Source organism: Salinarimonas sp. NSM (genome assembly GCF_052380005.1).
In the GTDB taxonomy this organism is placed as follows: domain Bacteria; phylum Pseudomonadota; class Alphaproteobacteria; order Rhizobiales; family Beijerinckiaceae; genus Salinarimonas.
Genome location: NZ_JBQTCJ010000010.1, coordinates 70,163 through 87,935, shown reverse-complemented (window position 1 = coordinate 87,935; position 17,773 = coordinate 70,163). Strand labels below are relative to the sequence as shown.

Here is a 17,773-nt window from a genome sequence, read left to right as displayed (position 1 = left end):
GGCGTCGCCGGCCGCACCGCCCGCGCCGCCAGCGCCCACCGCAGTCGGTGCCACGCCGTTCTGACCGTTGCCCCCGGGGGCACCGACCACCTGCCCATGTGCGGTCGGCTGCCAGAGAAGCAGGGCGGCGAGCGAGACGCCGATGAGCAACGACGACGACGGACCGCAATACAGCATGGCATGAACCCGGAGAATGCTCGAACTCGAGATCCGCGAATCAGACGCGCATCTCCCGAAGGTCTCCCTAGACGGGTTCGACTCGGCCGAGACTGCGAAAAAGCTCAACGCGCCCGTGCGCAATGAAGGCCGCGCGCCGACCATAACGCAATCCCTGGAAGCATGCCCCCAACGTCCACGCCGGCGCCGGCTGAATCCCCGCTGAACGCGCGGTTCAAGCCGCGTTCCGCCGAGCCCCTCTACACCGGAGACACGCCGAACGAACGGCGGTTCCGCAACGGAGGAGACCCGCACCATGCTCACCCCCCGCAAGACCATCGCCGTCGCCCTCGTCGCCCTGGCGACCGCGACCGCCCTGCCCGCCTCCGCGAACGAGATCACCATCCGCCAGTACGGCTGGGGCCACGCCGTGGGCGGCGAGCAGACCGGCTGGCGCAACCGCGTCGGCACGTTCCAGCAGGGTCGGCTCAACGATGCGATCGCCCGGCAGCACGGCCGCCGCAACACCGCCGCCATCGGTCAGGACGGCTCGCGCAACCATGCCGACACGTGGCAGCGCGGGCGCGACAACGCCGCCGGCATCGGCCAGTTCGGCGACGACCATTCCATCGTCGTGACCCAGGACGGCAACGGCAACATCGCCGCCGGCGTGCAGGTCGGTCGCGGCTGCTCGGGCGAGGTCGTGCAGAACGGCCGCGGCAACGTCTCCGCCTTCGTCCAGACCTGCGATTGATCCCCCGCATCGAGAGGAGACCCGCCATGACCTCGATCGCCTCCAAGATCGCCGCCGCCGCGGCCGTGGCGCTCAGCGCGCTCGGCCCCCTCGCCGCCTCGCTCGGCGCCAACGCCGCCGACGAGACGCCAGCCAACCTCACCTGCGAGATCCGCACGAGCCGCGCCGGCGGGCTCCTGGTGCTCGAGCCCGTCGTGCGCGCGAGCCGCGCCACCCGGGGCGACTACGACTTCGTGGTCGAGGGCCGCGGCTCGGGGAGCCGCAGCGACATCGCCCAGGGCGGCGGCTTCACGCTCGCCGCCGGGGAGACGGCGCGGCTCGGGCAGGTGTCGCTGGCCTCGTCCGCACGCTTCGAGGCGCGCCTCGAGATCGACGCCGACGGCCGGCGCGCCGCCTGCCGCGCTGTGGCTCCGCGCGGCTGACGATCCCGCTTCACCCTCGAAGAGACGGAGACGACACGATGACCCGCACGCCCATCACCCGCACCCGCCGCACGCTCGCCGCCGCGGGCTTCCTCGCCGCCGCCCTCGCCGGCGGCCCGGCTCTCGCCGAAGGGGCGCTCAGCATCACCGCCAATCCGCAGGGGGACGCCGGCCGGCTCCTCGCCGCGGGGCTCGCGATCTACGGCATCGCCGCGGACATCGACGCGAACGGCCGCATCACCCAGCGCGGCCGCGACAACGCGGCCGGCCTCCTTCAGCACGGGCGGGGCCATCTCGGCATCGTCCACCAGCAGGGCGACGGGCACGTCGGCACGCTCGAGCAGAGCGGCGCGGGCAACAGCTACGGCCTGTTCCAGTTCGGCCGCGGCGCCCGCGCCGCCGTGCGCCAGCACGGCGTCGGGCGCAGCGGGGTGACGGTGCAGTTCGGGTTCTGACGGGAAGGCCCCGTCAGAACAGGCTCGTGAACAGCGCTCGCCGCGACGGCGCGGGCGCCACGGGCTCCGGCGCCATGGCGTAGAAGCCGCCGGCGTTCTGCTTCACCTTCACGGTGGCGCCGATCTCGGCGCGCTCGTAGAGGTGCAGCGCATCCTGGTTGAGCATGCGAATGCAGCCGGAGGACACCGCCTGCCCGATGGACCAGGGCTCGTTCGTGCCGTGGATCCGATAGAGCGTGTCGCGGCCGCCTTCGTAGAGGTAGAGCGCGCGGGCGCCGAGCGGGTTGTCGAGCCCGCCCTCCATGTGGCGCGGCAGCTCCGGCTGGCGCCGGCGCATCTCGGCGGGGGGCGTCCAGCCCGGCCAGCGCGCCTTGCGGCCGACCCGGGCCGTGCCCGACCACGAGAACCCCTCGCGCCCGACGCCGATGCCGTATCGCCAGGCCGTCCCGCCGTCGCGCACGAGGTAGAGGTGCTTGTCCGCCGTGTCGACGATGATCGTGCCGGGACGCTCCTCGCCCTCGTAGGCGACCTGCGTGAGGCGCAGGTGCGCCGGCATCAGGCGGGGGTCGACGAAGGGGATGTCGTAGGGCTCGTCGGGCATGTAGCCGGAATACCAGCCGGCGGTCTGGGCGAGCGCGGGAAGGGAGGGAACGACGGCGGCGGTCGCCGCGGCCGCGCTCAGGAAGGAGCGGCGCGTGAGCATGGCTGCACCTCGGTTCGGGTGGACTTGCCAGGATAAGCTTCCAGCGGCATCCGGGTTCCCGAGGCGAGCTGCGCGGCGCGGTCACCCGTTGCGCCAAGCCTTGGCGAGGTCGATGAAGTTGCCGAGGATCGTCTCGCCGTGCTCCGAGAGGATGCTCTCCGGGTGGAACTGGACGCCGTGAACGGGGAGCGTGCGATGCGAGGCGGCCATGATCTGGCCGTCGTCCGTCTGCGCCGTCACCTCGAGGACGTCCGGGCAGGTGTCGCGGGCGACGACGAGGGAGTGGTAGCGCGTCGCCGTGAAGTCCTGTGCGCAGCCGGCGAAGAGGCCCGCGCCCGTGTGGCGCACGCGGCTCGTCTTGCCGTGCATGGGCAGGGGCGCGCGCACGACGTCGCCGCCGAAGGCCTGGCCGATCGTCTGCAGGCCGAGGCAGACGCCGAAGATCGGCACCCGGCCGGCCCCCTTCTCGACGACCTCGAGGCAGACACCCGCCTCGTTGGGCGTGCACGGCCCCGGCGAGAGCACGATCGCGTCGAAGCCGCCGTCGAGGATCGCGTCCGCGCCCATGTCGTCGTTGCGCACGACCTCGATGGCGCGCGTGAAGCGGCTCACCAGGTGGACGAGGTTCCAGGTGAAGCTGTCGTAGTTGTCGACGACGAGCAGGCGGGGCATGCCCGGGGCGGGTTCGACGGAGGACATGATGCGGCGGCTTCCGGTTGCGGGCCGATCTCTAGCAGGAGCGGGGCGCGGGCGCAAAACGCCGATCTCCGGCGGGCCGAGGCCGGCGGCTCGTCGGAACCGCGACGGGCGGGCGCCGTTCTCCTGCGGACGAAACGAGAACGCAGAATCTCTGTGAAAATCTCTGTGAAGGAGAGCCCGCATGGCTTCGAAGGACGAACCCAGGAACGACGCCCGCGCCCGCGGCGCACATGAGGATCCGCCGCAGGTGGAGAACCCCGAGGCGAACCCCAAGCAGACCCCGCCCGCCGGCAACCAGCAGAAGGACCCCGAGGACTGGGTGACCGGCCACGAGCCGATGACAGGTGCCCAGGCCTCCTACTTGAAGACCCTCACCGAGCAGGCCCGCGCCCCGGACCTCTACGACCCGCAGCTCGACAAGGCCGAGGCCTCGAAGCGGATCGACGAGTTGCGGGAGCGGACGGGGAAGGCGTGAGGGCGTATCGCCTCACCGCTTGAACAGGATCACCTCTTCCGGCGGCGGGGCGTCCGCCGCGGGGACGATCGCCGGCCGTGCCCCCGCCGCCCGCCGCGGGGCGGGCACGGTCGCCGCGTCCGCGCAGGCGTCGAGCGCGCCCACCGCCAGGGTGTCGAGCGTCGCGATCTCGGCGTCGAGCGCGGCGAGCGCGCGCTCGGGCTCGATGGCGGCGCGCTGGGGGGCCTCGATGGCGAGGCGCTCGAGCGCGTAGCGGTAGCGCAGCGCCCGCTCGCGGGCCTCGGCGCGGACCCAGGCGATCAGGCAGCGGTTCTCGGCGACGCGCAGGGCCGCCTCCTGCGCCTGGTTCTCCTCCAGCACCGTGACGTAGAGGAGGAAGCGCAGCCGCGCCTCGTCCGCCTCCAGCACGCGAAGCGCGATCTCGCGCAGAAGCGGGATCAGCATGCGGTCCTGCTCCGAGTCCTGGGCGATGCGGCGGAAGAGCGGGGCCGGCGAGGTGCCGCGCGAGAAGATCAGCGCGTCCCAGTAACCCCGCCGCGTGCCGAGTCGCAGCGGCGCGGGCGTGACGCGGTGGCGGGTGAGCTCTGCGAGCGCCCGCTCGGGGACCTGCCACTCGTGGGCGGGCATCAGGAAGCGGTAGGCGCGGGCGCGCAGCTCGCGCTCGTCGTCGGTGAGGATCGACCAGGCGGCGGGCTCGCCGCGCACCTCGGCGGCGACGCGCCCGGCGAAAGGCATGGCGTATCCGCCGATCACGGAGGGCGCCGGCCGGCCGAAATCGCCGCGCGGCGCGCAGGCGGCGAGGCAGCCGAGGAGGACGAGGCTAGCGGCGGCGACGGCGCCGCGGGCCGTCCGGCGCGTGGTGCGGGGCGTTCCCTGCGGCGTGATGGGCGCCTTCCGGCTCAGGCGCGCGGCGTTCATACATCACCCCGGTGAAGAGCAGGATCTCCCCCCGCGAGGCGTCGTCGGGCAGGAGCGCGGGTGGTCGCGTGCGCGCGTAGTCGGCCAGCCGCACGATCCGTACGGCGTCTGCGCACGGCGTGTCCCGCCGGTCTGAGCGCGTCTCGCCCATGGTCGTTCCCCGAATCCGCCCGCCGACGCCGGTCGGCGGTGACGGCGATGATCAATGCGGATGGTTAACGCTTGGTTTCCACGGCGCGAGAGGGTTTGTTCTTACGTGGGATGACGGGGCTCGGCGCAACGGGGCATCTCCCCGCTCACCCCCGCGCCGCCTCCGCCATCGCCCTGAACACCAGCGCGTGCCGCCTGCCGATCGCCTCGGCGTCCTCGCCGTAGCCGCCGCCGATCACGGCGACGAGGGGAATCGCGCGCCGCCGCGCTTCGCCCACCACGAAGCGGTCGCGCCGCCACAGGCCCTCGTCGGTGAGCGCCAGGCGACCGAGCCGGTCGTCCCCGTGGGGGTCGACGCCGGCGTTGAAGAAGACGAGGTCGGGCGCGACGCGGTCGAGCAGGTCGGGCACGTGCTCGGCGATGGTCTCGAGGTAGGCGTCGTCCCCCAACCCGTCGGGCAGGGGCACGTCGCGGTCGCTCGGGACCTTGCGCACGGGGTAGTTCTTCTCCGCGTGGACGGAGAGCGTCACGAGGTCGGGGACGTCGGCGAGGATGTCCGCCGTGCCGTCGCCCTGGTGGACGTCGAGGTCGACGACGAGCGCGCGGGCGATCGCGCCCTCTCGGAGGAGCGCGAGCGCGGCGACGGCGACGTCGTTGAAGACGCAGAAGCCCGCGCCGCCGTCACGCCGGGCGTGGTGGCTGCCGCCGGCGGTCGAGCCGGAGAGGCCGTGCTCCAGCGCGAGCCGCGCCGCGAGCAGCGTGCCGCCGACGGACGAGCGGGCGCGCCGCGCGACGCCCGCGTCGATCGGGAGGCCGATGCGCCGCTCGACGTCCTTGGCGACGCTCTGCGTCAGCACGGCCTCGACGTAGGCGGGATCGTGGGCGAGCGCGAGGACCTCGGGGTCGGCGGGGTCGGGCCGCACGAAGCCGTCGGGCACGAGGCCCTCCGCCTCCAGCGCCCGGCGCAGGGCGCCGTACTTGCCCATCGGGAAGCGATGGCGCTCCGGCAGCGGCGCCTCGTAGTGCTGGTGCGAGACGATGGGGGGAAGCCGCCTCACGCCGTCACCATCAGCCGCTCGAGCCCGTGGAAGTGATAGGCGTCGCGCACGCGCGGGCGCTCGGCGAGGGCGAGGCCCGGGCACCGCGCGAAGAGGATCGGCAGCGCCACCTGCATCTCGAGCCGCGCCAGCGGCGCGCCGATGCAGAAGTGGATGCCCGCCCCGAAGGCGGTGTGGAGCGGCTTCTCGCGGGCGGGGTCGAAGCGGTCCGGGTCGGGGTTGGCGAGCGGGTCGCGGCCGGTGGCGCCGAGCACGAGGCCGATCTTCTCGCCCTTCTTCAGAGCGATGCCGCTCTCTTCCGTGTCGGCGAGGACGAAGCGCGTGAACATGTGCAGCGGCGGGTCGAAGCGCAGGCATTCCTCCACCGTGCGCTCCGTCGCGGCGGCATCGGCGAAGAGCGCAGCGGGGTCGGCGCCCGTCTGGAGGATGGTGCGCACCGCGTTGCCGAGCGCGTGCACTGTCGCCTCGTGGCCGGCATTGAGGAGGAGGATCGCGGTGGAGACGAGCTCGTCCTCGCCGAGCCTGTCCCCCGCTTCCTCCGCCGCGATCAGCACCGACAGGAGGTCGTCGCCGGGCGTGCCGCGCCGCGCCGCGACCTGCGCGCGGACGAAGCCCGCGAAGGCTGCGGCGGCTTCGTCCGCGTCCTCCTCCACCGCGCGGGTGCGCCCGAAGGCGTACATCGCCACCATCCGGTGCGACCAGTCGAGCAGGCGCGGCGCCTCGTCCTCGGGCACGCCGAGCATGCGCGCGATGATCCGCACCGGGATCGGCGTCGCGAAGGCGTCGAGCACGTCGAACGGCTCCCCCGTCGGACAGGCGTCTATCAGCGCGTGCGCCAGGGCGGCGATCGCCGGCCGCAGGCTCTCCACGCGCCGCGAGACGAAGGCGCGGTTGACGAGCGTGCGCAGGCGCGTGTGCACCGGCGGCTCGCGCTCCAGCATCGAATGCGCGTCGATCGCGTCGAAGCGCGCGGTATGCGCGGCCGGCTCGGGCAGGCCGAGCTCGGCGCGGCTCGCCACGTGCAGGATCTCGCGCCCGAAGCGCCGGTCGCGCAGGAGCCGGTCGACGTCGCCTTGCGCGAGGAAGACCCAATGGCCGTACTCCTCCCAGAACACGACGGGCGCCTGCGCGTGCAGGCGCGCATAGGCCGCGTACGGGTCCTCGTAGAAGGCGGGGTCGCGGGGATCGAGGGAGAGGCGGCGGGCGGCGGCGTCGAGCTTCATGCGGACGATATCGACCGCTCCGGCGAGCCTGGCAAGAGGCCTGCGCGGCGGCCGGCGGTGCAGCTTGGGTAAGGCTTCTACAGATTGACCACGTGTTGGGCCGAAGTTAGGTTTTCGTTAACGAACACGGCGACGACAGGTCGCGGCGAGCCTCTCGAAGAGGTTGCCGATCTTCCCGAAGTCGTCGCCTGGATGCCGGGGGGCAAAGCCACGGCAGCCGCCGCGCGATTAGTGTCGCACGACTTGTCGGTGCGTCCGCGCACCGCTGCCAGCTGCAAATTCAGAGCTTCGTATCGCGCACGCGACGTCGTGCGCGGTCGGGGAGACCGTACGTGATGCGCCCCGACGTGTCACGCCCGGGTTCGCGCGCCGCCATGCGGCGGCCTACGCCACTCTCGATAGGGAGAAGCCGAGCCAGAGCCATCCGGAGAGGACACATGGTCGGAACTGCGCGTCTTCCAGCGTGATGCGGGAGGCGCCCGAGCGAGCCGACCGACGCTTCGAACACACCCATCCCCAAGCATCGCATCGGGTCCGGCGAGGACGTCCGCACAGAAGAGTGGACGTGCGCCGCATCGATGCTCCTCGATCGAACAGGAGACGCAATCATGTGGCCGCAAACGCAAGCACAGGGTCAGGGCCAGCTCCAGGCGGAGCTGCAGGCGCAGCTCCAGGGCCAGGGCCAGGGTCAGGACCAGGGCCAGGGCCAGCATCAGGGCCAGGGGCAGCACTCGTCGATGTACGCGGCGAGCCTCAACGGCAACGGCAACCTGAACGGTAACGGCAACGGGAACGCCAACGGCAACGCCAACGGCAACCACAACTCGAACTACTCGAAGGACATGGAGTTCGAGTACGAGAAGGACATCCAGCACACCGTCAACGACAACCTCAACACGAACACGAACACCAACACGAGCGACGTGTCGGTGACCGTGGACGTGGGCGTCGGGCTCGGGCTCGAGGACTTCCTGCCGAGCGACGACGACGTCATCGACATCGAGACGATCCAGGGGATCACCGACTCGATCGTCATGCCCGACGCCGTCAGCCAGGCGGTGACGAACGGCAACGCGTTCAACCTCGACCAGGTCAACAACCTGGCCGACCAGGACACGCTGAACAACCCGAACGTCAGCTTCGGCGCGGGCGGCGGCCTCGACGTCGACCTCAGCCTCCTCGAGCTCGGCGGGCGTGACGCGGATTCCGGCGTGTCGTTCAGCCAGACGGCGACGGCGACCGGCGGGCGGATCACGACGGACGATCCGAGCTCGAGCGTCGGCGACAGCGGCTCGGCGGCCTCCAACGCCGCGGCGGACGCGGTGGCCTCGAACGAGGCGTTCACCCAGACGATCACGATGGGCGCGAACGTCCAGTTCAACTCCGCGTCCTTCAGCGTGGCCGGCGACGACATCGACGACGTGATGATGTGATCGCGTCGCCGACCAGTCCGCGCGTCCCGCGCGCGGACCAACGGCGAGAACGGGGGCGCGCGCGGCGGTCGGCCGCGCGCGTCGCCCCCTCCGTAACGCGGCGCGCGCTCGTCCGTGCGCCCGGACGAGGACGATCGCCATGCAGACCGGCGTCACCGAGACAATCTGGCATTTCGCGGGCTACCTGCACCTGATCGACGAGGTCGCCAGGAGCTGGACGCTGTACCGAGACGCGCCCCCGCTCGCACCCGTGGACGAGCTGCCGCGAGACGATGCCGCCCTGCCCCGTGCGGGGGAGATCGACGAGATCTACAGCCGCCCCTCACCGTTCTGGGCCGCCCCCGGCCAGCCGATCTTCCCCGAGCCGATGCTCCTGCTGCGCGGCAGCCCGCACGCGGACGTCGACCGGCCGGAGATCGGCTCGTTCCACCTCCCGGAGCCGACGGACGCGGGCCTCGGGATGGGCGGCGGGAGCTCGGTGACGATCACGATCCGCTACACGTTCGGGTACCGCGCCCCCATCGAGCGTGAGGAGGCGTTCGGCGAGACCGTCGCCGAGATCCGCCAGGTGAACGTCCTGAACGATTCCGACGTGTTCGTCTGGGGCGAGGACCTCGCGAGCGGGCTCCTGCCCGTCGACCCGGTCGACGCCCTGCTCACCCTGCTCGACGCCGTTCGCGACGCGACGCCCGATGCGCTGGCCCCGCCCACGGGACAGGCCGAGATCGGGGACATCCTCGTCGCCCGCCATCAGGCGCTCGTGGACGGCGGGGAGGACCCGACGCTCGCCGAGTTCCAGGCGCAGCCCGGCCGATGGGTGAACGGCGAGCAGGTCGGAGCGGACTGGGAGCTCGCGCCCTTCGAAGGCGCGCCCCTCATGCCCGAGGGCCGCAATGGTCACGAGGCCTACGGCGCGCACGCGCATCTGGGCGGCAACGAGGCGACGAACGTCGCGATCATCCAGGACCTCAACGAGCTCTCGCTCCAGACGATCGTCTTCGGAGACTGGTACACGCTCGATGCGATCGTCCAGATCAACGCCATCATGGACGTCGACGCCCTCACGACCTTCGGCGCGCAGATGGCGAGCACCGCTGCGTCGCTCGCCTCGGGCGGCGACGTCGACTGGGGCGGCGGCAACAGGCTCACCAATATCGCGGAATTCCTCGAGGAGGACGTCGATCTCGGCGCGCTCGAGCTGCCCGGTCGCGGCGGCCTCCAGTGGACCATCGACGTCCTCGATGGCGATTTCTGGGACGTGAAGGCGATCTACCAGACGAACTGGATCGTCGACGACGACCTGTATTCGAAGACGACATACGAGTATTTCAGCCAGGTACGCCTCGGCGAGAACGTCAGCTTCAATCTGGTCGACTTCTTCCAGGCGGTCGGGGACTACGATCTGATCGTCATCGGCGGCAACTACTACGCCGCCAACTGGATCGTCCAGGCCAACGTGCTGCTCGACTCCGACGGCGTGCTCCTCGGCCACCTCGGAGGAGGCGGCGTCCAATCGGGCGCGACCGGGCAGAACCAGCTCACGAACGACGCGCTGATCGCCCATTACGGCGGCGGCGGCTTCCAGGCGCTCGACGGCGACCTCGCGGCCTTCGTCCAGAGGCTGATGACCGACGACACGATCGATCCCACCGACTGGTGGGACCTCAACGGGGTCGGGTCGGGCGCGATGCGGGTGCTGTACGTCACCGGCGACTACTACGACGTCAACCTGATCAGCCAGCTCAACGTGGTCTCGGACGCGGACGCGCTCGCGCAGGTCCTGCCGGCGGACGCCGTCTTCCAGGAGGACGGGGCCGAGCAATGGGTGGCGACGGGCGGCAACGCGCTCGTGAACCAGGCGATCATCGTCGATACCGGCTCCGTCGTCGCCACCCACGTCGGCGGCGACGTCTACGAGGAGGATTTCCTCGTGCAGGCCGAGATCGTGATCGACGACGCGGACTACGAGGACGACGCGCTGGCCTCCGAGGTGGTCGCCTTCACGGGCGGCGCCGACGTCGGCACGGACGACGACGACATCGCCGGAGCGGCCCCGCTCGCGGGCCAGGGCGACGTGATGGGCTCGATGATGACGTGACGCGGGCCTCGGCCCAGGGGGACGATCCATGGATCGCATCGACGACGCATTCGGTCACCGCGAAGCCGGCTGGAGCACGGGAGAGACCTCCGACGAGGATCTCGGCGACGCGCTCGCCGCCGCAGCGCCGGCGCGGACCCTTCGGCCACCGCCCGCTCCGGAGCCTGCGGGCGGCCCGTCCCTCGCGGGAGGCCTGCGGGCCCTCGAGGCGCGATACGCCGCGCAGGCCGGCGCCCGATACATCGGCCCGGGGACGCCTCCCGCCGCGGCCGCGTCGACGGTCTCCAGGATCGATCCTGCGCCGCCGCACGTCGCGAGGCCGAGGCCGCCCGAGCCGGTTCGGTCCGATCCCGAGCCGTCGGATCGCGTGCCGTCGGATCGCGTGCCGTCGGCTCCCCTCCCGCCGGCTCCCCTCCCGCCGGCTCCCCTGCCGTCCACTCCCTTGCCGCCCGCTCCTTTGCCGTCGGATCTCGCACCGCCGGCTGCGCGCGAGACGCGGGCCGAGCGGCCCCAGCCGGAGCCGCGCGTGGCCCCCGGCCTGCGCGAGGAGGTTTCGGGGCCGCCGCCGTCGGCGTCCGAGCGCCGCCCCGTGGCGGGGGGCGGCAAGCCTCCGGCACCGCCGTCCGGCGGGGGCGGCGGCCGCGGGCCGGGAGGCGGTCCCCCGCTCCAGAACCGCTCGCGGGACATGGATTTCCGGACGGTCCTCACCGCCGGTCTCGCGCACGCGCGGCGTAACCTCGTCGTCGTCGGCATCTTCTCGCTCGTCGTGAACCTGCTCGTGCTCGCGATTCCGCTCTACCTCTTCCAGATCTCCGATCGGGTCCTGACGAGCCGCAGCCTCGACACGCTGTTCATGCTGACGCTCATCGTGCTCGGCGCCGTCGCCGCCCACGTCGTCCTCGACATGATGCGTCGGGTGATCCTCGTGCGCATCGCCACCGAGACTGAGAGCAAGCTCGGCGCGCCGGTGCTCTCGGCGGCGGCGAAGGCGGCGCAGAACGGGTCCTCCCGCGAGTTCCAGGTGCTCGGCGACCTCCAGCAGCTGCGCAGCTTCATCACCGGCCCGGTCCTGCTGACGATGCTCGACAGCCCCACCGTGCCCCTCTACATGCTCGTCGTCTTCCTCATCCACCCGCAGCTCGGCTTCATCGTCCTCGCGACCGGCGGCGTGCTGTTCGTGCTGGCGGGCATCAACCAGCGCGTGACCGCGCTCTCCTTCGCCAAGGCCAACGCCTACGCGAGCCGCGCCAACCTCCAGGCGGACGCCATGGCGCGCAACGCCCAGGTGATCAACGCCATGGGCATGACGCCCGAGGGCGTCGCCATGTGGGGGCGCGAGACCGCCGAGAGCCTCACGGCCCAGGTGCTCGGGCAGGACCGGAACATCACGCTCGGCGCCGTCTCGAAGTTCGTGCGCCTCTCGACCCAAGTCGCCATCCTCGCCTTCGGCGCCTATCTCGCTCTCGAGGGCGAGGTGACCGGCGGCATGATCATCGCCGCCTCGATCGTGGCGAGCCGCGCGCTGCAGCCTCTGGAAGGCACGATCGAGGGCTGGAAGAGCTTCGTCGCCGCCCGCGCGGCCTACGCCCGCATCCGGGCGCTTCTGCAATCGTCCCCGCTCAACCTCGAGCGCCTGCGCCTTCCGCAGCCGAAAGGCAGGCTCGTGGTCGAGCGGATCCTGTACGTGCCGCCGCCGAACAAGAAGGTCATCCTCAACGGCGTATCCTTCGCGCTCGAGCCCGGCGAGAGCCTCGCCATCGTCGGGAATTCCGGCACCGGCAAGTCGACTCTCGCACGGATGCTCGTGGGCTCCATCGTGCCCACCGCCGGCAACGTGCGCCTCGACCACATGGAGCTGCGCAACTGGGATCCGCGCCAGTTCGGCGAGAGCGTCGGCTACCTGCCGCAGGACGTCCAGCTCTTTCCCGGGACGATCAAGCAGAACATCGCCCGCATGCGCGAGGGCGCGAGCGACGCGCAGGTGTTCGAGGCAGCCGAGCTCGCGGACGTGCACGAGATGATCTCCCACTTCGCGCAAGGTTACGAGACGCCGATCGCCATGGACGGCTCGCCGCTCTCCGGCGGCCAGAAGCAGCGCGTGGGCCTCGCGCGCGCCTTCTTCGGGGAGCCGCGCTTCGTCGTGCTCGACGAGCCGAACTCGAATCTCGACACCAACGGCGAGCGCGCGCTGGCCAAGGCGCTCGTGCGGGCGAAGCAGCGCGGGATCACGGTGGTCGCGATCACCCAGCGGCCGTCGCTGCTCAAGAGCGTCGACAAGATCATGATCCTGCACGAAGGCAACGTGAAGGCGCTGGGCCCGCGCGAGCAGATGCTGCCCATACTGTTCGGCAAGAAGGCGGATGGGTCGCGCGCCGTCGGCGGCGACGGCACGCCGCTCATCGAGGATTGAGGTCGGTCATGAGCACACGTGCGATGCAGGTGGTCCCGGGGCGGGACTGGTACGCGAACGTGCCGCGCAGCGCGCGAACGCCGACGCTCGCGGGGTTCGTGGTCCTGGTGGGCACGTTCCTCGCCTTCGGGGTGTGGGCCAACGCGGCGCCGATCGCCGGCGCGGTGGTGGCGACCGGCGTGTTCGTCACCACGGGCTCGAACAAGACGGTGCAGCACCTCGAGGGCGGCGTCATCGAGGAGATCGTGGTGCGGGAGGGCGACCACGTGATGCCGGGCGACACGCTCGTGATCCTCGACGAGACCGCGCCCCAGGCCGAGCTGCGGCGGCTCCAGCTGCGCTTCGCGCTCACGCTCGTGATGGAGGCACGGCTCGTCGCGGAGATCGAGGGCCACGACGACATCACCTTTCCGGATGCGCTCGTCAGGAAGGCTTCCGATCCGGACGTCGCCGAGATGATCGAGCGCCAGCGCCTCACGTTCTCCGCGCGGCGGCATCACTTCGCCAGCGAGGTCGCCACGCTCCAGCGCGGCATCGACGCGCTCCAGCAGACCCTCACCGGCGGCGAGGTGCAGATCCGTGCGGCGGAGGAGCAGATCGCCTTCCTCGAGGAGGAGCTCGCCGACAAGGAGACCCTGCTGCGCCAGGGCCTGGTGCGGCGCCCGGAAGTGCTCGCGATCCAGCGCGCGCGCGCGAACATGCACGGCGAGATCGGGCGTCTCATCGGCGAGATGGGAGACGCCCGCGAGCGCATCGCCCGTGGCGAGGAGCAGATCAACGGGCTGCGCAGCGCCGCCGTCAAGGCGGCGGTCGAGGAGCTCCAGCAGGTCCACGCGGAGATGAGCGACCTGCGTGAGCGCATCCGCTCGGCCGAGAACGTGCTCGACCGCATCCGCATCACGGCGCCCGTCGAGGGAATCGTCGTGAAGCTGCGCTACCACACCGCCGGCGGCGTCGTGGAGGCGGGCAAGAACATCATGGAGATCGTTCCCCTGGACGAGCCGCTGGTGATCGAGGCGATGGTGCGCCCGCGCGACGTCGACAACGTGCGCCGCGGGCAGCACGCGTCGGTGCGCCTCACCGCCCTCAACCAGCGCACCACCCCGATGGTCGACGGCGAGGTGATCTACCTCTCCGCGGACGCGCTGCCCGAGGAACGCCCGAGCGCGGCGTCGCAGGGCGACGTCTACGTCGTGCGTGTCGCTCTCGACGAGGATTCCGTCGCTCGCGTGCCGGGCTTCGTACCCACCGCCGGCATGCCCGCGGAGGTCTACATCGAGACGGCGGAACGGACCTTCTTCCAATACTTGATCCGGCCACTGCAGGACAGCATGGCGCGTGCGTTCCGGGAGTCGTGACGCGACGAGCGGATGCTCGAGGAGCGTGGGGGACTTGGTGGTTCAGGCCGAGATTCTCAGAACGTAATAAGTATTGAGCTCGCGAGAGTGCTTTGAGTAACGCACTACATGTGCTATATTCCGCCATATAGCGCGCCCGAGGAGAAAAACAGTAAACGGCGACAACCAATGGTGTGCGCGAGGGGGCGTCCTATCGGTCACGTGGGAGTATCGCATGCATCAGTGGAGCGACGCCACATTCTGCACCGAGGAAGAAGCCTACCGCTTCGTGGAGTCACGCGTCTGGCCCGACGGACCGATCTGCCCGCACTGCGGCCGCGGCGACCGCATCGGGCGCCTCGCGGGCAAGGCTCCCAAGCCGGGCGTCTACAAGTGCTACGCCTGCCGCAAGCCCTTCAACGTCAAGCTCGGCACGATGCTGGAGTCGATGCACGTGCCCCTTCATCTCTGGCTGCAGGCGCTGTTCCTGCTGCATGCGTGCGATCCACCGGTCTCGGTGAATCGTCTGCATCGCATCCTGGGCGTCTCCAGCCGGACGAGCTGGCTCATATCCCAGCGCTTCCGCGCGCGCCTGCGCACCGATCCTGCCGCGGACGGGCAGGAGGAGGCGGCGGAGCAGGAGGAAGGGACAGGCGAGAGCGAGCCGGGCAGCGCCGATATGGCACAGCGAAGCGATCAGGCGACACGGCACGGCGCCGCAGCGAGCTCGGGCGCGAGCGCGGGTTGGTTCCCGTGAGACGGCGGGGAGGGGTGGCATGAGTGAGAGGCCCGGCCGAAAATGGGCGGACATCCAGGTCGATCTGTTCCGCGATGCCGTGCGCCGGCATGCGGGTCCCGATGCGTTCGCGCGCTTCGAGGCGCTGTTCGCATACCTCGTACCGCCCGTCACGCGGGAGGCGATGCCACGGGGCGCCGCGCCGCGAGATGAGCCTCCAGGCGCGGCAGGAACGACCAGAGATCGCGATTGAGGGCGCCGAGCTCGCGGATCGCCGCGGCCATCTCGGCGCGGCGCGTCGCGTCCATGTCGCGCACACGCCCGAAGGAGAGCCGCCCGCCGCGCTCCTCGAGCTTCATCAGCTGGGTGTGGGTGATCGCACCCCGGTCATCGACGGTGTACATGCAGTGGTTGAAGTCGTTGCGCAGCTTGGTCTGCCGCGAGAACCGGCCGACGAGCGCCTCGAGCTCCCCGGCGATCTCGCGGTCCGCGACCTTCGCCTTTGAGAGACGCTGCACGAGATCGAGGCGCGCCCGCGTCGTGTTGAGGGTGGCGAAGACGATCGCCGCGGAGACCTCGTCCGTGTCGAGGAGCAGCATGAGGACGTAGATGAACAAGCTTTCGTTGTTCGACCAGGAGAACACAAGATGACCGATGAGCGCCAGCACCTCGGTGCGACGATCGGCGGACGCGGGGGCTGCCGCCGCCAGGGCGGCGAAGTCCGGCGGACGCGGCAGGCGCGAGGCCGGAGCGTCGCGCGGCGCATCGCGTGGACCGTCGCGCGGACCGTCGCTCACGGCCGCACCGGGACGCGGGGCGCGCGCGCGTTCCCCTGAGCGGAGGCGACCACGATGCCGATCGGTCTCCTCGAGTTGTGGAAGGCGCGAGCGGGACGGCGCGCCGCGGTGGCCGCGCTCGCCCCCTTCGTCGACCGCTCGCGGGCGCGGCTCTCGGCACGCCGGGTGGAAGCGGGCGTCGCCCCCGACGACGCGCTCCCGCCGCAGGGGCTCGCTGCGCTGGGTCGGCTGGGCGGGCTCGATCGGCTGGCTGCGCTCGGAGACGTCGAGGACACCTCGGACTCCATCTGGCTCGACCCCTACCTCGTGGGGTTTCTCGCGACGCTAATCACGCTGATCGCCAAGCGCAAGGCGGGGCCGCTGAAGGAAGAGGCGCTCGCCCTCGTGCAGGAGGGCGCCTTCTCGGAGCTCACCGGGCTCGACGGCACGCTTCTCGCCGTGGAGCTCGTGCTCGCCGGGCACGCGCCGTCGCGCGCCTTCTCGCAGGGCTGCGCCGACGCCGCCGGCTTCTACACGCTGCTCACGGGCGACGCCGTGCTCCCCGGCGACGAGGAGACGCCGGGCTGGGCGGCGGGCTTCTTCCATCAGCCCGCGCCCGAGCCGGCGGTCGCGTCCATGCCGCCACCGCTCGCGCCGTTCGCCGCGTGGGACGCATACGTCGAGCCGCGCCTGGGCGGGTGACGCCTCAGACGGTCTCCAGCAGCCGCGCCATCAACATCGCCCGCGGGCCCAGCGACGAGACGAGGCCGTACTCCTCGAGCGTGTGGGCACCGTCGCCGTCGATGCCGAGCCCGTCGAGGGTTGGCACGCCGAGGCCGGCGGTGAAGTTGCCGTCCGAGCCGCCACCCGTGCGCGTGGTCTCCTCGAGCGCGAAGCCGATCTCGGCGGCGAGCCCCACCGCCGCCTCGTAGAGGGCGGCGACCTGGGGCGTGCGCTCGAAGGTCGGGCGGTTCATGCCGCCGGTGACGGTGACCTTGAAGTCCGGCCGCTGCGGGGCGAGGCCGAGGATGGCGCGCGAGAACTCCTCGCCGTCCGCCGCGGTCTCGACGCGCAGGTCGATCGCGAAGCGGCAATGCTGCGGGATCGTGTTCATCGCGGTGCCGCCCTTGATCAGGCCCACCGTCGTCGTCACCCCGCGGTCGTAGTCCGTCATCGCCTCGATCGCGGCGATCTGGCGCGCCGCCTCGTGGATGGCGTTGCGGCCCTGCGCATGGCGCGAGCCGGAATGGGCGGGGCGGCCCTCGACGTGCACCTCGAAGCGCCCGACGCCCTTGCGGCAGGTGACGATCTTGCCCCCGTCCCGCGCCGGCTCCGTGACGAGCACGGCCGCCGCGTCGCGCCCGAGATGCTCGATCAGCGCGCGGGTCGTGGGCGAGCCGATCTCCTCGTCGGGCGTGAACAGGTAGACCATCGGGCGCTTCGCCGTGCCCTTGCGGGCGACTTCGAGGAAGGCCTGCAGCGCGAGGTAGGCGCCGCCCTTCATGTCGTAGACGCCCGGTCCGTAGATCCGGTCGCCCTCCACGCGCACCGGCAGGCCGTCCTCCAGCGTGCCGATCGGGTGGACGGTGTCGAGGTGGGAGAGGACGAGGGCGTGCTCGCGCTGCGTCGCCGGGCCGGCGCGCAGGATCACCGAGCCGCCGAGGCCCTCGCGGCCGGGCAGCCGCTCGATGCCGACGGGCTCGCCCTCGAGCCCGGCGACGAGCCGGTCCATCATGGCGTCGACGGCGGCCGCGTCGTCGGTCGGGCTCTCGTGGCGCGCCCAGGCGCAGACGTCCTCGACCATCCGCTGGATGCGGTCCTCGTCGGAGAAGGCGGCGGCGGCGGAGGTGGACGGCACGGGCATCTCGCGGGTTCGCTCTTCTGTCGTCGGTGTGGCGGCGCGCAGATAAGCACGTGCGGCGGCGCACGCGAAGGGGCGGCGGACCTATGCGCGGGTGCGGTCGCACGCA

At 71.5% G+C, this 17,773-nt stretch carries 18 protein-coding genes; 10 read left to right on the top strand and 8 right to left on the bottom strand.

The genetic code is table 11. The features are described from left to right. Positions 1-321, bottom strand: a 321-nt coding sequence (locus tag ACTZWW_RS06485; RefSeq protein ID WP_444780121.1) for a hypothetical protein, incomplete at its 3' end; no start/stop codon positions are given. A 151-nt stretch (positions 322-472) separates the two neighbouring features. Between ACTZWW_RS06485 and ACTZWW_RS06480 the strand changes: the two genes are divergently transcribed. The 3 genes from ACTZWW_RS06480 to ACTZWW_RS06470 are packed head-to-tail and all read left to right on the top strand — an operon-like array spanning position 473 to position 1,787. Next, a complete protein-coding gene (locus ACTZWW_RS06480; RefSeq protein WP_444780120.1) occupies positions 473-910 on the top strand; it encodes a curlin in 438 nt (145 codons plus the stop codon). A 26-nt stretch (positions 911-936) separates the two neighbouring features. Then, positions 937-1,332 carry a curli-like amyloid fiber formation chaperone CsgH gene (gene csgH, locus ACTZWW_RS06475; protein ID WP_444780119.1) on the top strand — a complete coding sequence of 132 codons (396 nt, stop codon included), beginning with the start codon at positions 937-939 and terminating at the stop codon, positions 1,330-1,332. A gap of 38 nt (positions 1,333-1,370) precedes the next feature. Then, entirely contained in the window at positions 1,371-1,787 is a 417-nt protein-coding gene (locus tag ACTZWW_RS06470) for a curlin (RefSeq protein WP_444780118.1), read from the top strand. Between the two features lie 13 nt (positions 1,788-1,800). On the opposite strand, the gene ACTZWW_RS06465 is transcribed toward ACTZWW_RS06470, so the two are convergent. Next, positions 1,801-2,490 carry a L,D-transpeptidase gene (locus ACTZWW_RS06465; RefSeq protein WP_444780117.1) on the bottom strand — a complete coding sequence of 230 codons (690 nt, stop codon included), beginning with the start codon at positions 2,488-2,490 and terminating at the stop codon, positions 1,801-1,803. Between the two features lie 81 nt (positions 2,491-2,571). Then, entirely contained in the window at positions 2,572-3,162 is a 591-nt protein-coding gene (locus tag ACTZWW_RS06460; RefSeq protein WP_444780126.1) for an anthranilate synthase component II, read from the bottom strand. Between the two features lie 208 nt (positions 3,163-3,370). Here ACTZWW_RS06460 and ACTZWW_RS06455 point away from each other — a divergent pair, with 208 nt between their 5' ends. Beyond that, a complete protein-coding gene (locus ACTZWW_RS06455) occupies positions 3,371-3,664 on the top strand; it encodes a DUF3072 domain-containing protein (RefSeq protein ID WP_444780116.1) in 294 nt (97 codons plus the stop codon). Between the two features lie 12 nt (positions 3,665-3,676). Here the strand turns inward: ACTZWW_RS06455 and ACTZWW_RS06450 are convergent, their stop codons facing one another. The 3 genes from ACTZWW_RS06450 to ACTZWW_RS06440 form a co-directional block, all read right to left on the bottom strand. Further along, on the bottom strand, positions 3,677-4,582 hold the full coding sequence (locus ACTZWW_RS06450) for a hypothetical protein (protein WP_444780115.1): 906 nt from the start codon (positions 4,580-4,582) through the stop codon (positions 3,677-3,679). Between the two features lie 296 nt (positions 4,583-4,878). Further along, on the bottom strand, positions 4,879-5,718 hold the full coding sequence (locus ACTZWW_RS06445) for a histone deacetylase family protein (RefSeq protein ID WP_444780125.1): 840 nt from the start codon (positions 5,716-5,718) through the stop codon (positions 4,879-4,881). A 68-nt stretch (positions 5,719-5,786) separates the two neighbouring features. Beyond that, positions 5,787-7,013, bottom strand: coding sequence for a cytochrome P450 (locus tag ACTZWW_RS06440; RefSeq protein WP_444780114.1), 1,227 nt, complete (start codon positions 7,011-7,013; stop codon positions 5,787-5,789). Between the two features lie 608 nt (positions 7,014-7,621). Between ACTZWW_RS06440 and ACTZWW_RS06435 the strand changes: the two genes are divergently transcribed. From ACTZWW_RS06435 to ACTZWW_RS06415, 5 genes are all read left to right on the top strand, one after another. After that, positions 7,622-8,446, top strand: a complete 825-nt coding sequence (locus ACTZWW_RS06435; protein WP_444780113.1) for a hypothetical protein — start codon at positions 7,622-7,624, stop codon at positions 8,444-8,446. A 139-nt stretch (positions 8,447-8,585) separates the two neighbouring features. Next, positions 8,586-10,544 carry a hypothetical protein gene (locus ACTZWW_RS06430; protein WP_444780112.1) on the top strand — a complete coding sequence of 653 codons (1,959 nt, stop codon included), beginning with the start codon at positions 8,586-8,588 and terminating at the stop codon, positions 10,542-10,544. Between the two features lie 685 nt (positions 10,545-11,229). Continuing rightward, complete coding sequence (locus ACTZWW_RS06425) at positions 11,230-12,954, top strand: type I secretion system permease/ATPase (RefSeq protein ID WP_444780111.1); 1,725 nt, start codon at positions 11,230-11,232, stop codon at positions 12,952-12,954. An 8-nt stretch (positions 12,955-12,962) separates the two neighbouring features. Continuing rightward, the gene (locus ACTZWW_RS06420) at positions 12,963-14,312 is read left to right on the top strand and encodes an HlyD family type I secretion periplasmic adaptor subunit (protein ID WP_444780110.1); all 1,350 of its coding nucleotides are present in this window, start codon (positions 12,963-12,965) and stop codon (positions 14,310-14,312) included. A gap of 214 nt (positions 14,313-14,526) precedes the next feature. Further along, positions 14,527-15,048: a transposase gene (locus ACTZWW_RS06415; RefSeq protein ID WP_444780109.1), complete on the top strand. Its 522-nt coding sequence runs from the start codon at positions 14,527-14,529 to the stop codon at positions 15,046-15,048. A 149-nt stretch (positions 15,049-15,197) separates the two neighbouring features. Here ACTZWW_RS06415 and ACTZWW_RS06410 read toward each other — a convergent pair whose 3' ends face one another. Further along, the gene (locus tag ACTZWW_RS06410; RefSeq protein WP_444780108.1) at positions 15,198-15,824 is read right to left on the bottom strand and encodes a hypothetical protein; all 627 of its coding nucleotides are present in this window, start codon (positions 15,822-15,824) and stop codon (positions 15,198-15,200) included. A gap of 54 nt (positions 15,825-15,878) precedes the next feature. On the opposite strand from ACTZWW_RS06410, the gene ACTZWW_RS06405 reads away from it, so the two are divergent. Continuing rightward, entirely contained in the window at positions 15,879-16,505 is a 627-nt protein-coding gene (locus ACTZWW_RS06405) for a hypothetical protein (protein WP_444780107.1), read from the top strand. A gap of 4 nt (positions 16,506-16,509) precedes the next feature. On the opposite strand, the gene ACTZWW_RS06400 is transcribed toward ACTZWW_RS06405, so the two are convergent. Further along, positions 16,510-17,607, bottom strand: coding sequence for a M20 family metallopeptidase (locus ACTZWW_RS06400; protein ID WP_444780124.1), 1,098 nt, complete (start codon positions 17,605-17,607; stop codon positions 16,510-16,512). Between the last annotated feature and the right edge of the window lie 166 nt (positions 17,608-17,773).

Bases quoted from the DNA above. Each gene is read 5' to 3' on its own strand.
- ACTZWW_RS06435 (WP_444780113.1), top strand. From the start codon at position 7,622: ATGTGGCCGCAAACGCAAGCACAGGGTCAGGGCCAGCTCCAGGCGGAG.
- ACTZWW_RS06460 (WP_444780126.1), bottom strand. From the start codon at position 3,162: ATGCCCCGCCTGCTCGTCGTCGACAACTACGACAGCTTCACCTGGAAC.
- ACTZWW_RS06400 (WP_444780124.1), bottom strand. From the start codon at position 17,607: ATGGTCGAGGACGTCTGCGCCTGGGCGCGCCACGAGAGCCCGACCGAC.
- ACTZWW_RS06440 (WP_444780114.1), bottom strand. From the start codon at position 7,013: ATGAAGCTCGACGCCGCCGCCCGCCGCCTCTCCCTCGATCCCCGCGAC.
- ACTZWW_RS06405 (WP_444780107.1), top strand. From the start codon at position 15,879: ATGCCGATCGGTCTCCTCGAGTTGTGGAAGGCGCGAGCGGGACGGCGC.
- ACTZWW_RS06470 (WP_444780118.1), top strand. From the start codon at position 1,371: ATGACCCGCACGCCCATCACCCGCACCCGCCGCACGCTCGCCGCCGCG.
- ACTZWW_RS06420 (WP_444780110.1), top strand. From the start codon at position 12,963: ATGAGCACACGTGCGATGCAGGTGGTCCCGGGGCGGGACTGGTACGCG.
- csgH (WP_444780119.1), top strand. From the start codon at position 937: ATGACCTCGATCGCCTCCAAGATCGCCGCCGCCGCGGCCGTGGCGCTC.
- ACTZWW_RS06430 (WP_444780112.1), top strand. From the start codon at position 8,586: ATGCAGACCGGCGTCACCGAGACAATCTGGCATTTCGCGGGCTACCTG.
- ACTZWW_RS06415 (WP_444780109.1), top strand. From the start codon at position 14,527: ATGCATCAGTGGAGCGACGCCACATTCTGCACCGAGGAAGAAGCCTAC.
- ACTZWW_RS06480 (WP_444780120.1), top strand. From the start codon at position 473: ATGCTCACCCCCCGCAAGACCATCGCCGTCGCCCTCGTCGCCCTGGCG.
- ACTZWW_RS06465 (WP_444780117.1), bottom strand. From the start codon at position 2,490: ATGCTCACGCGCCGCTCCTTCCTGAGCGCGGCCGCGGCGACCGCCGCC.
- ACTZWW_RS06425 (WP_444780111.1), top strand. From the start codon at position 11,230: ATGGATTTCCGGACGGTCCTCACCGCCGGTCTCGCGCACGCGCGGCGT.
- ACTZWW_RS06455 (WP_444780116.1), top strand. From the start codon at position 3,371: ATGGCTTCGAAGGACGAACCCAGGAACGACGCCCGCGCCCGCGGCGCA.
- ACTZWW_RS06450 (WP_444780115.1), bottom strand. From the start codon at position 4,582: ATGAACGCCGCGCGCCTGAGCCGGAAGGCGCCCATCACGCCGCAGGGA.
- ACTZWW_RS06445 (WP_444780125.1), bottom strand. From the start codon at position 5,718: ATGGGCAAGTACGGCGCCCTGCGCCGGGCGCTGGAGGCGGAGGGCCTC.